This window comes from Methylomonas albis, from assembly GCF_014850955.1.
In the GTDB taxonomy this organism is placed as follows: domain Bacteria; phylum Pseudomonadota; class Gammaproteobacteria; order Methylococcales; family Methylomonadaceae; genus Methylomonas; species Methylomonas albis.
Genome location: NZ_JACXSS010000001.1, coordinates 2,787,092 through 2,801,964 on the forward strand (window position 1 = coordinate 2,787,092; position 14,873 = coordinate 2,801,964).

The following is a 14,873-nucleotide window of genomic DNA, read 5'->3' on the forward strand; positions in this document are numbered from 1 at the left end:
CAGCCCCTAACCGAAGGTATCGCAACAAGGACATTTCCAATCGACATCGGCTGGCCGCGTCGGGTGGACGTGATTCAGCAGTTTTTTCGATCCGCCAAAATCATGATAGTTTTGGCAGACTTTTTCGAATGCGGCCTTGGGCGATGCGGCATAGCTAAACTTAAATTTAGGATACCTGCCAACATGTTGCTTCAGCCGGGCATTTAGATCGGTTTCCGAACGGCCGACGTATTTGACCACGAATTTATTGGTTTTTTGATTGATGATGCCCAAGGCATAATTGCCCTCGGCGCTTTCCGTGATTAGTTCGTTGATTTTGGCATTGCTCAAATCGTAAGCCCCTTGCATATCAAGTGAAGCCATATGTCCTCCAGTAGCGTCTAACTATTCTTATAATCAAGTCGTAGGTCCGGCAAATATGCCCGATGCCATGATAATACTCTCATCCGCGACAAGTTTTGCCTAAAATATTCCACGCTAAGTCCGGCACATGCGGCTCAGACCGCACAACCTGACAGAATCATCAGCCTCGGTTTACTTCGTTTATGGACATCTACACCAGGAATAAGCGAGCATCGTTTGAGTTTATCGGCATGCTTGACACAGTAGCGCCAACGTGAGCGAACAACAGTATCAACCGAATAATGCCAGGGCTTTTTTTATCGTCGACCACACCCCCCAGCTCAACGGAATCAACACATATAGCCAGAACAACACCAGCAAGATCGGCTGGGAAGATTTAGTCGCTTGGATTTGCTTCATCGTAGGTCTCCTGCCCATCAGTGTTCGGCTTCATCGGCCGGATAAATACCGTCCAGCTCGTCGAAGTCGCCATGTTTCATGTGATGTTTCTCGTGAACCGGCCGGATCGACAGATTGGCGATAAAGCCCACGACCAACAGTCCGGCCATGATGTACATGGTCACGTTGTACGCATCGGCTTTAGCCACGCCCTGACCTATTTGATATTCGCGGATGTAATTGACCAACACCGGTCCCAACACCCCGGCGGTAGACCAGGCCGTCAATAAGCGACCGTGAATACCGCCGACGAAACGCGTGCCGAAAATATCCGCCAGATACGCCGGAATGGTCGAAAAACCGCCGCCATACATACTCATGATCAAGGCGTACAGCAACACGAATAGCGCCATATTGCCGGCCATGCCCATGCTGGGAATGGTGGCGTACAGCCCTGCACCAACCACGAAGAAAATAAAATAAGTGTTTTTGCGTCCGAGAAAATCCGAAGCCGAGGACCAGAAAAACCGCCCACCCATATTAAACAGACTCAGCAAACCGACGAAACCGGCTGCGGAAGCCGGCGTTACCAAGCCTTTGAACATTTCTTGTATCATCACCGAGGCTTGCCCCAAAACGCCGATGCCGGCTGTGACGTTCAGACACAACACCAGCCACAATAAATAGAATTGCGGGGTTTTCAAGGCCTGATCGATATGCACATGCTTGTCGGTGATCATCTTGTTTTGCACCACCGGCGGCGTCCAGCCGGCCGGTTGCCAATCAGGCGGCGGTATGCGGATGGTCAACGCGCCTATCATCATCGAACAAAAATACAGTCCGCCCATCACCAGAAAAGTTTGCACCACGCCAACCGATTCGGCAGATTTGAAATGGTCCATCAGCAACACCGACAAGGGCGCGCCTATCATTGCCCCGCCGCCGAAACCCATGATGGCCATGCCGGTCGCCATGCCGCGCCGGTCGGGAAACCACTTGATCAGAGTCGATACCGGCGATACATAACCCAACCCTAAACCGATACCGCCAATCACCCCGTAACCTAGATAAATCAGCCAGATTTCATGCAGCTGTACACCCAGCGCCGAAATCAAGAAACCACCACCAAAACAACAGGCCGCGACGAACATCGTTAACCTTGGCCCGACTTTTTCCAGCCATTTACCGCCGAATGCCGCCGACAAGCCTAAAAACACAATCGCCAAACTAAAGATCCAGCCCAGGGTAGTCAGCTTCCAATCATCAGGCGCGGCACTGCCGATGCCTATCACGCGTGATAATGGATCGTTAAACACGCTAAATGCGTAGGCTTGCCCTATGCATAAATGCACTGACAAGGCCGCCGGCGGCACCAACCAACGGCAATAGCCGGGCTGCGCGACGCTATGTTGTTTGGCAAAAAATCCCGACATGCTTGAATCCACTTTTTAGCTAAATTTTCGATATTGGCGTTTTACCACAACGCCGACCTAAGCGGTATTTTAGCATTGCCGACCAACAGACTTTAAAGCCAATAACAGCTAAGTCTCATCAGACAGCCTGTCCCGATAATCGCCCAATTCAGCAATTAAGCGATATACCGCAATCCATCCTATTTAAAAACACAGTTTAATTAAAAGACTAACGATCTCCCCCCGCCACCCCTGCCGATCCGGTACTTTCTGATCCGGCACGCTATTTGCTGCTTCCAGGGCGCGCTCAATCGCATCTACGTATCACGGATCGTAAAAGCCTTCCAAACTTCTAAATACCTGACAATAAACAATGAAAAAAACTAAGTTACAGGATTTTCCAGTTGCCCATACAGGCCAACTAGCCGGCGTTGCGGCATTGCTTTTTACTCTGCACGGCGTCACTTACGCCGCCGAACCATCCTCAACCGAAGATCAAGCAACTAGCGAAACAACAGCCAAAAATAAAACCACCAAAACCGCTAACCAAACACAAACCAGCGACTCAGCCACTACCCTGGATACCGTAACCGTAGCAGGCTCGGCCCCGCTAAATCCGCCTAACCAAAAACCGCAGTTGGATACCGAAGCCGCCACCGGCAGCCGCTTGGGCCTGACACCTCGTGAGACACCGGCTTCAATCACCATCATTGACCGGGCTACTTTTGAGAAACGCGGCGCGCAGACCACCCAGGAAGCCTTGGAAAAAGCCCCAGGCATACTCGTATCGTCGCAACCCGGCTCAGCCGGCTCTGTGTCAATGCGCGGCTTTACCGGCGCACAGATCACACAGCTGTTTAACGGCATTACCGTGCAATACGATGTCGTTGCCGCACGCCCCATAGACAGCTGGATCACAGACAGGGTTGAGGTATTGGGCGGACCGTCCACATTTTTATATGGCCAAGGCGCGGTAGGCGGCTCGGTCAACTATGTCAGTAAAATCGCCCATCGCGGCCCGGATGAACACCACGGCTTGGTCTCGCTCGGCGAATACTTAAACCGCCGGGCTTCCTACGGTTTTAATGGCCAGCTCGGCAACACGGACAACTGGCTGCAAGCCGACATCAGCTATTTGGGTTCCGAGGGCTATATCGACAACACGGAAGCTGATTCCGGCGTGATGTCGTTTTCCTTGTTAAGTGACATTACGTCCAAACTGTCGCACACCATCGCCTTCGAGCATCAGATGGAAGACCGCGATTCTTACTGGGGCACGCCGGTGCTGAATCCGGTGGTCAACGGTAGAATCGTCCCTTGGGGCACCGAGGGTTTAGGCCCTAACGAAGGGCAAATAGACCCCGGCACCCGTTTTAAAAACTATAACGCCAGTGGTTCGGTATTCGATCAGCAGGTGTTTTGGTTACGCGATATTGTCGACTATCAACTGTCCGATAACACTCAATTCAAAAACACCTTTTATTACTATAAAGCCGATCGCCAATACCTAAACGTGGAAGGTTACGACTGGAACAGCACCAATACTCTGATTACCCGTAATAAATCGTTTGCGGTAAATCACGATCAGGCGTTGGTTGGCAACCGTTTCGAAATCGTACACAGCAGCAACTGGTTCAGTCTGCCCTCCAAAGTCTCGGCCGGCGTCGATATTGCCTACAACAAACAGACTCGCGCACCGAGCATGGAAAGCTCCACAGGCACTGTCAGCGTTGTCAATCCGTATAATTTCAGCACCGGCACTTACTACGATAACCCTTTGGCCACCGGACCTGTGTCCAACGCTCGCAACGAGCTCTATACCGTAGCCGGCTATGCTGAAAACCGGCTGACCCTGGTGCCCGATCTAAACTTGATTACTGGTGTACGGGTAGACGATATCCGTCTGGATTCGAAAAATTTACGTACCTCCTTTGTAGCGCCAACCGCCACCAACCCCGCCGCTTTCGGCCGCCGCTGGACCGCTGTGACCTGGCGGGCAGCACTGATGTACGACATCACCTCTACTTTTAACGTTTATGCGCAATACAGCACCGCAGCTGATCCTCCATCCGGGATTTTGACCACCGGCACTTTCGCCGCATTGCAAGACTTCGATCTCACCACCGGCCGACAAGCGGAAGTGGGTACCAAATTTGACTTTTGGGACGGCAAAGGCTCGGCAACCCTGGCGGGTTATTACATAGAACGGAAAAATCTATCGATAACCGATCCGACGGACCGAAATAGGCAGTTACCAATAGGTGCGCAATCGTCCGGCGGCGTGGAGGCCAATATTGGGGTAAAACTCACCGATGAATGGAGCGTGCAAGGCAATATGGCCTATGTCGATGCCCAGTACGACAAGTTCCTGGAAACCGTCGGCACCAGCACGGTGTCCAGAAAAGGCAATCGGCCGGCCAATGTCGCCAAATGGGTGGCTAATGCCTGGCTGACCTGGGATTTCGATGCCGACTGGCAATGGAATTTCGGCTCGCGCTACGTCGGCGACCGCTTCGTCGATACCGCCAATCTGATTAAAGCCCCGGCCTATGCAGTCTTCGATACCCAACTGGCCTGGAAATTTAACCCGCATGCCACCGTCACCGCGCGCGTTAAAAATCTGTCCGACGAGCAATACGTCGAATGGGGTAGCGGCGGCAACGCCCCGCTATTCTTCATCGCGGCGCCGCGTACCTTCATGATGGAAGTGAAAGTAGACTTTTAATGCTCGGCTTGTGCAAGCGCTATCTATATCTGAGCCACCGCTGGCTGGGTATAGTGCTATGCCTGTTTATGGCTATGTGGTTCGTGTCCGGGGTAGTGATGATGTATATCGGCTACCCCAAACTGACGCCGCAGGAAAGGCTGAGCGCCTTGCCTGGCTTGGCTGCCGAGCGTTGCCGGGTCAACCTGGCGCAAGCCTTGGCAGCCGGCGGCCAAGTCAAAAGCCCCGATAGCATTCGCTTGACCAGCGTAGCCGGCGCGCCGCGTTATGTATTTACTTACGGTAAAACCCAAATCGCCGTGGATGCCGAAACCGTGAACCGTATCGATCAGGTGACGCCGGCCCAGGCCTTAGCGTCAGCCGGCAGCTTTCTGGCGACGGCCGGCGGCGATTATCTGGATCGCATCGATGAAGATGCCTGGACGCATTCCAAAGCGCTGGACGAACATCGGCCGCTGCACCGGGTACAAATGGACGATGAGCAAGCCACGCTGCTGTATATTTCCAACACTACCGGCGAAGTAGTGCGCGACGCCAACCGCAACGAACGCTTCTGGAATTGGCTGGGGGCCTGGATTCATTGGTTGTACCCGTTTCGCGGCGGCGCTTTGGATCAATACGCCGCAGACATCATCATCTACACGGCACTGGCCGGTTCGATATTAAGTCTGCTCGGCATCGTGGTTGGCTTGCTGCGCTGGCGTTTTAAGGGCCGTTACAAACACGGTAGGAAAACCCCTTATCGCAATGGCTGGATGCGCTGGCATCATATCTTGGGACTGGGATTCGGCGTAATCGCTTTCACCTGGATACTAAGCGGCTTATTTTCGATGAATCCGTGGAAGATATTCGACTCCGGCGCCGCAAAACCTAAGCTCCAGGCTTACATGGGCGGAGAAATTTCGCAGCGCTATTTCCCACTAGCCGTGCCGGAGGCCTTGGCGCGTTTTCAAGATGCCGGTTTTCAGGCGCGCGAAATCGAATGGCGTTTACTCAACGGTCAAGGCTATTACATCGCCTTTGATGGCCAAGGCCGCAGCCGCATTCTGGCTGCACAGGCGAATGGCCGGGTTTTCGAGAAATTCGGCTGGCAGGAACTGCAAAACGCGGCGGAACGACTGATGGGACAGAGCAAAGTCAGCCAGCACCGCGTGTTGAGCGAGTACGACTTTTATTACTACAGCCGCGCAGCGCATACCATGACCGGGCACATCGAGAAACGTTTGCCGATCCTGCGTCTGGAATTCACCGACCCGGCCAGCACTTGGCTGCATCTCGACCCCTACACCGGTAACTTCAGCAAACTCGATGCGGGTAGACGCGTCAGCCGCTGGTTATTTGCCTTCCTGCACAGTTGGGATTGGCTGCCGCTACTGAACAATCGGCCGGTCTGGGATATTTTATTAATAGCGTTCAGCGCCGGCGGCCTACTAATTAGTGTATCTGGCATAGTGATCGGCTGGCAGCGGCTGAACCGAAAACTGTCCGCGTAAATATGGGGAAGTGGCTCCATGGTTTTGATTTCCTAAAACACGCGCAGTGCGGCCCGCGAGCATGTGCCGGCTAAAAGTTCAACATATCCGTCATTCAATTTTAGCGCTCGCTTGAATGATGCCGACACTGCTTGCTCGCATCTCATGGGGGATGGATAGATCTAGGCGTGCTGACGAATAGTGGCCACGGGTGTGGGTGCACGGAAACGGGCATCGCCGATAGTCACCGGTCCGCGCCAGCCGGGACGTTTCACATCTAGCCAGGCGACACATAGCGTTCCGTTTCTGTCCACCGCTAAAGCTGTGATGACGTTTTCGCTCTGCTGGAATACCGACACTGGCGCACCTGGAGGGAATCGCGGCTCGCCTATCGCTACCGGCCCATTCCAGCCTGGCATGGCAGTATCCAGCCAAACGATGCTCATCGCACCCTGCGCATCCACCGTCAACCCGGCATACACGGTCTCGCTCTGCCGGAAAGCGGTGACCGGCGCCCCCGGCACTAGAACGGCATTACCAAACGGCATCGGCCCCTGCCAGCCCGACGCCGTCGTGTCTAGCCAAGCTACATTCATCGCGCCGTGTCTATCCACGGTCAGTGCCGAAATCGTCGACTCACCCTGCCGGAACACCGCGACCGGCGCTCCGGCCAGCAAGTGCCGGTCGCCGAATGGCGCGGGTCCGTGCCAGCCTGGGCTAGCAGTGTCGAGCCAGGCGACGTTCATCGCACCGTCGGCGGCAATAGTCAGGGCCGAAAACACCCCGCCGCTCTGTTCGAACACCGTCACTGCGGCACCCGGCGACAGATGCCCGGTTCCGAATGCCAACGGACCCTGCCAGCCGGGTGTAGCGGTGTCCAACCAGGCGATATTCATCATTCCTGCAGCATCGACGGTCAGTGCCGAGAAGGTCGTGGCGTCCTGACGAAACACCGAGACCGGCGCGCCGGGCGATAATGTCGCGCTACCGAAAGCCAGCGGCCCCTGCCAGCCAGACCTGGTAGTATCCAGCCAAGCGACGTTCATCGATCCGCCTCGGTCTACAGTCAAGGCAGCGAACTCAGTTTGCGCTTGCTGGAAGACGGTAACGGGCGCACCGGCCATCAATGTCGCGCCGCCCACCGCGATGGGCCCCTGCCAACTGCCGCCCAGCTCAAGCCAGGCCACGTTCAGCGTGCCGTCGGCACCAATGGAAAGCGCAGTGCGCACTGTGTCGCCCTGCTCGAACAGCGTGACGTTTCCGCCCGGAGCAAGCCTTGCGCCGCCTATCCTCAGCGGGCCTTGCCAACCCCCATCGTTGCCTAGATCCAGCCAAGCCAGGTTCAACGTGCCTCCGGCATCAACTGCTAAGGCCGCATACATTGCGCCGGCATGCGTCCAAGCCAAATCAACCATCCCCAGGCTAATGCTGTCGTTGTCGGCACCCTTCCAAGCAACCACAAGGGCTTCGTTGCCGTTCATGTCCACCGTTGCCAACGCCGGCGCGTGCGAACTTTGTTCCGCCGAAGCATGCAGGTTGCTGAAACTATGTCCATCGTCGAAAGACACCATGAAGTGCAGATAATCGTTGTGCTCGCCTTTCCAGGCTATCACCAGCCGATTGCGGATGGACGCAATGCTGGGACCGGTGTTTTCGTCGCACCGGACCGGCAGAGTCGTCTTCGTCCCCATACCAAGAATGCGCTGGTCCGCCGCAAGCTGCACCGGGGCAACGTTTAACGCGTTGTTACCCGAACCCTTCCAGGCCATAAACAGCACGCCGCCATGCAAAGTCAGTGCCGGCGCGGTTTCGGTGTTTTCGTTCACGAAGCGATAGGTGCCGCTGACCGCCCGACCGTTGGAGTCGACGATACTTAAATTCAGGCTGTCGTTACCGTGGCCTTTCCAGGCTATCGCCGTATAGGGGCCGAAAGGCACGGCCGCCGGGGAATGGTCCGACAATTCCGGGTTACCCGCGCCGCCAAGTCTGGTTTTGTCGGCAAGTACCGGACCGCCGCTAATGTACGCAAAATTTAAATCCTCATTGTCGGAGCCTTTCCAAATCAGCTTGGAGCCGCCCAAGGTCGGGCCCAAATCGGCTGTGTCGGCATAGGTCTGTTTATTCTCGATTCCGCCCGTGGCGATGCGTACACGGTCGGGTATCGGCTGATTGGCAACCGTCAGGCCTGAGAAGGTTTCGAACTGCATCACTACGAAAGCCGAATTGAGATTCTGATTGCCGGAACCAACCCAAGCCAAACGCAAGCTGCCGTCCTCGAATGACAATGCCGGCTGCGCGTCGGTGGTCTCGCCCAATACCCAAACCTGCGTAACCGGGTACATGTAGCGCAGCGCATCGATATCGCCAGGGCTCAATAGCGGGCCTGGACCGAAGGTCGGTAGACCGCCCGGCCGCGGCTGCAAGCGCGCATTGGGCGGATAGTGCATCAGTGAGCTGCCGTCATAGGGACCGAGCATCGATTCGTCTTCGAGCGGCTTATAATTTTCTTTCCATTCTTTATCTTCAGGGCCGATCACTTGCACATATACATCGCGGTCTGGCCGTTGTTGCTCGTGGTACATACCTAGCGCGTGTGCCGATTCATGGATCAGCGACGATTCCCGATTGAACTGCGTAGGCTCGCAATTTAGGTTACGGTTACCAACGCCTTTCCAGGCAATGCAACCGCTAGCACCTGCCGCGGCCAGTGCAGGAGCGGCATCGGTGTTTTCCGCGCCCAGAGTGCTTTGCTGCCAGACGAAATTTACCGGTACCAGCGCTCCAGGGGCGGTTTGCACCTTGCCTATAGACAGCGATTCCCCATACTTCCAGGCAATGTAAAGCTCGCTGTTAAGTGCAACGAGCGCAGGTGAAGCATCGGCAAGCAGCGGACTGATAAACTTGTCGGCAAAGCTTACACCGCCGTCGCCCGACCGCATCAGATTCAGCCGATTATCGCCGCCATGCCAAGCCAAATAAAGCAGACTGTCGAAAGAAACCAGGGCCGGTCCGCTCTCGCTGGTATCCGGCAGCGTCGCTAACACACGCAATTGCCGGACACGAACTCGGGCGATGTTCAGCCGCGGATTCCCTGCTCCGCGCCAGCCAACGAACAGCGCTCCCTGGTGAACACAAAGCGCTGGCGCACCCTCTGTGGTTTGCCAGGGCGCGGCCAGTGTGACCCGCAATAGTTGGACAAAGCGCATCGGCACGGCCGGAGGGGCAATGTTCTCGGAACTGATCAGGCGCAACTTGTCGCTGCCCGTTTCGCGATAGGCAATCACCAGCACGCCCCCGATGGTGGCCACGGCGGGCCGGCTGGATGTCTTCTGCCGCAGTGTGGCCTTGGCGACGATGGCACCGCCTGGCCCTGCCAACAAAGCGACGTTCAGGCGATCATCCGTGCCGCGCCACACCATAAAATAGTTGCTGCCATCGCAAGCCAGTGCCGGACCGTCATCGGAAGTCTCGGCATACGTCGTTTTCGAGGTAAAGTTGAAACCTATATCGTTAACCGCGCAGTTCAATATCTGCGTGCCCCCGTCTCTCCCCACTGGCGAGTTGGAACGGTCGGCCACGCGCTTGATTAACACAAAATCGTCCTCATCGATACGTGGCACAAACTGAATCCCGGTGACGCAGCGATAATAATTAATCGCGTTGAGAATGCCTGCGTATGCCGTTTGACCGGGTGGAAATTGCGTCTCGTCGATCAAATAAGGAACGCGGGCATGCGGCCAGCGTGTGTCGAGGTCTGATGTTGCGAAGCCCATAGTAATTACTCCGTGTTAGTGCCGACTAAATTGACATCCCGTGTGCGGGAGTATCGATATTTACGCAGCGGTTTAATAACCCAAATGATGTTTTCGCAACAAATAAGGTAGGTTTCTAGCGTCTATACCCAGCATTGCGGCGGTAAGCTTTTTAACGCCATTCGCCTTCAGCAAGGTATCCAACAACACTTGTCGTTCAAAAAGAGTCAGTTTTTCCCGTAAGCCCGGCATCGCCGTTAATTCATTCTCGTCGTTATTGGGATGCGACCCGGCCAGATTCATAGGCAAACTGGCAGGCAATAGGGTCGGCCCCTGCTCGACGATGGCCGCATGTTCGATCACGTTTTCCAGCTCGCGGATATTGCCTGGCCAGTTATGCTGCATCAGCAACGCATGTGTGCTGAAATCGATACCCTCTATCGATTTACCCAAATTGGCATTATTTTTATAAAGAAAGTGCCGTACCAGTAAATGAATGTCCTGTTTGCGCTCCCTTAACGGCGGAAGCGGAATCGAGAACACATTTAGCCGGTAATACAAATCCTCGCGAAACCGTCCCAGTTTTACCGCTTCGGCCAGATTGACATTTGTCGAGGCCAATACCCTGACATCGACCGGCAAGGTTTTCGAGCTACCTACCGGTTCGAATTCGTGTTCTTGTAGCACTCGCAATAACTTAGCTTGCCCCGCTAGGGACATGCAGCCAATTTCATCCAGCAAAATCGTCCCGTTGTTGGCCTGTTGAAAACGGCCACGACGATCAATTATCGCGCCGGTGAACGCACCTTTCACATGGCCGAATAACTCGCTCTCCAGCAAGGTCTCGGACAGTGCGGCGCAATTTACTTTCACGAATGGATGTTTACCGCGCAGACTATGAATATGTATCGCGTTGGCCACCACTTCCTTGCCGGTGCCGCTTTCGCCTTCAATCAGCACTGTGGCATCGGTTTTGGCTACCGAGCCAATCAGGCGGCATACGTCGCGAATTCTTTCACTTTGGCCGATGATATTTGGGAAATCCTGCAAATCGGACCAACCATAATCGCCAACTTCGGTACGCGGACAGATTCGGGCAGGTAAATCGGCCGAGCCCCGGCCCAGCAGCACCAGATATGTCCTGGCTTCGTAATCGATATATAAGGTCTCGAAGCACATTCCAGTCTTGAGCCCGGCGCTCAGGCTTGGACAAAATACGCATTCCGGCCGTGTTCCGGCGTCGTCTGGAATCCGGAAGAATGTTTTGTAGTTGACGCGCTTTAATTCCGCTGGCGGCAAACCGGTCATGCGCAAGGCCTGCATGTTCGCATCGATAATATGGCCGCTTTCTTGGTCAACGATCAAGATCGCCTCGCGGAATACATCGAAAAGCGTCTGGTAAAGATCAGATGCATTGCTCATACGTACCTCCCATAAGCAGTTTGATGCCTGCCCGCCGCTTGATACTCGTCCATCCTGCCCGCAAAAGCCGAGATAACGTAGCTATCTAGCGAAAGCCCCCATTCCCCTTGGGCAAAGTTTGTGCCTATAGACAAGTCCGGTCAAACCCTCCGGCACGAGGCATTAAAAAGCCCAATCCCCCGCGTGTCGAAATTCCGGCCCGAACAACACCCCCGGGCTTTGACCCCAATGCCGTTAAGTTAAGGCTCCTCCCCCTTTGGAAAAGGGGGATCGAGGGGGGATTTATTCCAAAAATCTCGCCAGCACCCCTCTTATACAAAGAGGAAAATTAACAACACCGAAATCAAACTTAACGGTATTGACTTTGACCCTAGCTGGTATTTTTTAATTCCTAACTCAGCGACTTTTAGCCCTGACTCGATTCAACTGGTCTTTATTTCATCAGAAAGCGCCCATATCACTCAAGTGAGCTTATACACTAGGATAATGGGTAATTGGTCACAGAGTCTGATCGATATGGATGCAGCAGGCTTGCAGTCTGCTTTGTTACAGAGAGCGGACGGACACGCATAAAAATGCCGCGCGTTTCGGCTAAATCGGGTAATTCGGGATGTTTACGTTAATAGTCACTGCTCGCCGGTAAATCCGATAAATCCATCCAAGCTATCGGCATCAGATTAACTCCAGCAAATTTGCGTACATATAATCCCTGAGAATAACTGCCTCCGGCATATCCACGAAACATGGCTGATCCCTGCCATCGATCAACAGAAATATTTTGGCCGCCGCTTGCCGGCGCCGAGCTACTATAGCCAAGCGTTGCATGGCCAAAATCGGTGGCGATACTCCCAGCAGAATTAAACGGAAATGTTGCTGACGTAGTATTACCAATGCGGATTGGATCGACGCGACGACGTGAATATGTTTATAACCTTCGGCCAAAAGATAATTTCGGAGGCTCTCACGCAAGTGGCGTTCGCGATCAAAAATTAGGATATTTGCTGAGTTATCAAAAACGATGCTCATTTAATTCTCCAAATATTAGAGAAAAGAAATATCCATTGATACAATTAAACCGACACCAGTTTTAACTACAATAATGCTATAAATTAATTAGGTATAATTTTATTTATTTTTGCACATAAGGAAGCGTCGCCCTGTTTTTTTAATTTATATAAGTCAAGCAGGCTAATATTAAGAAGCCTTACTATATCCATAGCCAATTTATTACTTCCGAGAAAATAGGCCTGCGCTACCCGCTCCCGACCACAAATACGAACCAAATTTTTCGCGCATGCCAGCTCTTCAGCATAAGCTTTAGACTTTAAAAGCCCTTGCTCAACCAAAACAAGGTCAGTGAAATAATGGGTCACACCTTCATTTAGAAACTTGCCAAAGATATTCAAAAAACCTGGCGAGGCAAACTTATGGATGGCTTCATGAAGTGCATGTCCAATATTCGCGCTTGGCCGCAAATGAATTGTCTGGGTTTGCGCGTGGTAAAACCCGTAAATATTTTTTAATTCCTTTTCAGCGGATGATCCCATGGGTATAACTATATTGTGTAAGGAAACTAATTTATGTTCAAAAACCTTATCAAAATCGTGGTGTATAAAATTTTTCGGTATTTTTATACTGATTAATTTTCCCGCGATATAAGGCCTTAATACTCGACTGCGTTCCAACACACTCTGCAAGAGCGCGGCTGTTGACTTATTAATTCTGGTTTCAGTAGTTAAGCCGGCCTTTCTCAAAACATCTAACGGTAAAACCCCAAGCGCCGGCGGAGCAAGCCGTTTCAGATGTTCGGCATTAGCGGCGTCAAAACGCCGTTTTTCGTCATCAAAATCGGACAACATTTCCGGAGATTGCCCCAAGCCTTCAGATGCAAAAATGTACACGGTCATTCTCCTTGCATGTCAAATCCACCCACTAGGGGCGCTGGGTTAACAATTTGCGCCAAGTTTCCGAATCCGCTACCCCGTTTGGCGTCAGTCTCTCGGCTTTCTGGAAGGCCTGAACCGCAATTTCCGTGGGTTGATCAAAAATCTGGTTTACCGTAAGTACTGGTGGTTTATCAAGTAAAGCCATCGTAACAACCGAGGGTTGTATCCATCGGTTCAGCAACGCCTGAAGCTTACCGACTTCATTACCCCGAGCGCCGCGTCGCAGCACCGAAGGACATGCTTTTTCCGTTTCCGGGTACAAATTCAGCCCATTTATCTCGGGCACAAAGCGTTGATAGCAATAGGCATTTCCGTATCGGCCATCGTGATTGCTACCGATCACGGCAGAATAATATATGTGAAGCGCTTCGTGCAGTAAGGTCATGGCCATGAGATCATCCGCACGGGCATCACCCATATTCTCCCAAAACCCTTTGCCCAATCCGATAACGTAGCTACCGACCGGGAAATTGCAAGCTTCGTAGCTAGTCGGCGCCCGCTCACCACCGGGGCAGCCCCAGCAATGATAATGAATCCGACCACCGGCCAGCAGACCGGCGGCACGCCGCAGACGGAGGGCCACCAACGCCCCGAGATCTTTCCAGATCGCGTCGGCTGTGCGCCATTTGGGAACAAGCTCCGGAAATGTAGCAAATACTTCTCTGAAAAGCGTCCTGGTCCGGGTAGACCGTGGTAATTTTTCCAGGGCCCGCGCGGCTCTGTACGTTAAAACAACGGCTTTTTCGGCGGCGCCTCTCAACGCTATCCGCGCGTCCGCGGTTGAAACGGGCTTGCCAACGATCTGTTCTATCTTTTCGCGCTCTTGCTGGCTGCATGTAAAACGCTTTACAGGGTTCGCGGCGTTAGGCGGTTGGGCAAGTCCGGGCGAATAAAGCTCGCCGATATTGAGTGTAGCGGGCTGATCAATAGCTCTGGCCGAATATATGTACATGTTTGCCTCTTATCCAAACCGGCGGCCGAACGCGTTAGCGCGCACCGGAGTCGATCTGCGCTCGTGAAAAAAGCATATACGTCGATAACGATACATCCACTATCCGCCATGTGCTATCCGCTCCGCGATATACAAACGCACCGAAAATACGCAGCGGAGCAGCCTCCTGATAATTGAGATCCGCAATTTCCCGGTGCCATTTTTTTAGTCCTAGTTCTAATTTTGCCGTCAACGCCCTGGCACGCGGCACGGTCATCCACCGCGTCATAGCCAGCTCTACCTCACTGCGAAAACCCACAAAAGACTTTCGGTATCTAATCCTAAACTCTATATCGCAGCGACGCTGCCTGCCGCCTTCACGTTGACACTCGGACCACGCTTTGCGTATATGTCCATTCTTCTCAATGTCCTCGCCGATTTCACCTATCGATATATACATGGCATTCCCCCC

At 53.4% G+C, this 14,873-nt stretch carries 11 protein-coding genes; 2 read left to right on the top strand and 9 right to left on the bottom strand.

All coding sequences use genetic code 11. The annotated features are described in order from the left end of the window. Positions 1–6: 6 nt before the first annotated feature. The 3 genes from EBA_RS12850 to EBA_RS12855 form a co-directional block, all read right to left on the bottom strand. Positions 7–363: a hypothetical protein gene (locus EBA_RS12850; protein WP_192375080.1), complete on the bottom strand. Its 357-nt coding sequence runs from the start codon at positions 361–363 to the stop codon at positions 7–9. A gap of 270 nt (positions 364–633) precedes the next feature. Continuing rightward, on the bottom strand, positions 634–762 hold the full coding sequence (locus EBA_RS24585; protein WP_267873582.1) for an MFS transporter small subunit: 129 nt from the start codon (positions 760–762) through the stop codon (positions 634–636). A gap of 17 nt (positions 763–779) precedes the next feature. Next, entirely contained in the window at positions 780–2,174 is a 1,395-nt protein-coding gene (locus tag EBA_RS12855) for an L-lactate MFS transporter (protein ID WP_192375081.1), read from the bottom strand. Between the two features lie 352 nt (positions 2,175–2,526). Here EBA_RS12855 and EBA_RS12860 point away from each other — a divergent pair, with 352 nt between their 5' ends. Then, the gene (locus EBA_RS12860) at positions 2,527–4,878 is read left to right on the top strand and encodes a TonB-dependent receptor (RefSeq protein WP_192375082.1); all 2,352 of its coding nucleotides are present in this window, start codon (positions 2,527–2,529) and stop codon (positions 4,876–4,878) included. Beyond that, on the top strand, positions 4,878–6,371 hold the full coding sequence (locus EBA_RS12865) for a PepSY domain-containing protein (protein ID WP_192375083.1): 1,494 nt from the start codon (positions 4,878–4,880) through the stop codon (positions 6,369–6,371). The genes EBA_RS12860 and EBA_RS12865 overlap by 1 nt, the downstream gene beginning before the upstream one ends. 161 nt (positions 6,372–6,532) lie before the next feature. Here EBA_RS12865 and EBA_RS12870 read toward each other — a convergent pair whose 3' ends face one another. The 6 genes from EBA_RS12870 to EBA_RS12895 all read right to left on the bottom strand — a co-directional run bounded on the left by EBA_RS12870 (position 6,533) and on the right by EBA_RS12895 (position 14,861). Then, positions 6,533–10,123, bottom strand: a complete 3,591-nt coding sequence (locus EBA_RS12870) for a M12 family metallopeptidase (protein ID WP_192375084.1) — start codon at positions 10,121–10,123, stop codon at positions 6,533–6,535. 72 nt (positions 10,124–10,195) lie between these two features. Beyond that, on the bottom strand, positions 10,196–11,524 hold the full coding sequence (locus tag EBA_RS12875; RefSeq protein ID WP_192375085.1) for a sigma-54 interaction domain-containing protein: 1,329 nt from the start codon (positions 11,522–11,524) through the stop codon (positions 10,196–10,198). Between the two features lie 672 nt (positions 11,525–12,196). Further along, on the bottom strand, positions 12,197–12,550 hold the full coding sequence (locus tag EBA_RS12880; protein WP_192375086.1) for a hypothetical protein: 354 nt from the start codon (positions 12,548–12,550) through the stop codon (positions 12,197–12,199). 83 nt (positions 12,551–12,633) lie between these two features. Next, on the bottom strand, positions 12,634–13,425 hold the full coding sequence (locus EBA_RS12885) for a hypothetical protein (RefSeq protein WP_192375087.1): 792 nt from the start codon (positions 13,423–13,425) through the stop codon (positions 12,634–12,636). A 31-nt stretch (positions 13,426–13,456) separates the two neighbouring features. Further along, complete coding sequence (locus EBA_RS12890) at positions 13,457–14,422, bottom strand: peptidoglycan-binding domain-containing protein (RefSeq protein ID WP_192375088.1); 966 nt, start codon at positions 14,420–14,422, stop codon at positions 13,457–13,459. Between the two features lie 34 nt (positions 14,423–14,456). After that, positions 14,457–14,861: a hypothetical protein gene (locus EBA_RS12895; protein WP_192375089.1), complete on the bottom strand. Its 405-nt coding sequence runs from the start codon at positions 14,859–14,861 to the stop codon at positions 14,457–14,459. Positions 14,862–14,873: the final 12 nt, after the last annotated feature.

Excerpts from the sequence above, each read along its gene's own strand:
- EBA_RS12865 (WP_192375083.1), top strand. The coding sequence starts at position 4,878 with ATGCTCGGCTTGTGCAAGCGCTATCTATATCTGAGCCACCGCTGGCTG.
- EBA_RS12890 (WP_192375088.1), bottom strand. The coding sequence starts at position 14,422 with ATGTACATATATTCGGCCAGAGCTATTGATCAGCCCGCTACACTCAAT.
- EBA_RS12875 (WP_192375085.1), bottom strand. The coding sequence starts at position 11,524 with ATGAGCAATGCATCTGATCTTTACCAGACGCTTTTCGATGTATTCCGC.
- EBA_RS12880 (WP_192375086.1), bottom strand. The coding sequence starts at position 12,550 with ATGAGCATCGTTTTTGATAACTCAGCAAATATCCTAATTTTTGATCGC.
- EBA_RS12870 (WP_192375084.1), bottom strand. The coding sequence starts at position 10,123 with ATGGGCTTCGCAACATCAGACCTCGACACACGCTGGCCGCATGCCCGC.
- EBA_RS12895 (WP_192375089.1), bottom strand. The coding sequence starts at position 14,861 with ATGTATATATCGATAGGTGAAATCGGCGAGGACATTGAGAAGAATGGA.
- EBA_RS12850 (WP_192375080.1), bottom strand. The coding sequence starts at position 363 with ATGGCTTCACTTGATATGCAAGGGGCTTACGATTTGAGCAATGCCAAA.
- EBA_RS12855 (WP_192375081.1), bottom strand. The coding sequence starts at position 2,174 with ATGTCGGGATTTTTTGCCAAACAACATAGCGTCGCGCAGCCCGGCTAT.
- EBA_RS24585 (WP_267873582.1), bottom strand. The coding sequence starts at position 762 with ATGAAGCAAATCCAAGCGACTAAATCTTCCCAGCCGATCTTGCTGGTG.
- EBA_RS12860 (WP_192375082.1), top strand. The coding sequence starts at position 2,527 with ATGAAAAAAACTAAGTTACAGGATTTTCCAGTTGCCCATACAGGCCAA.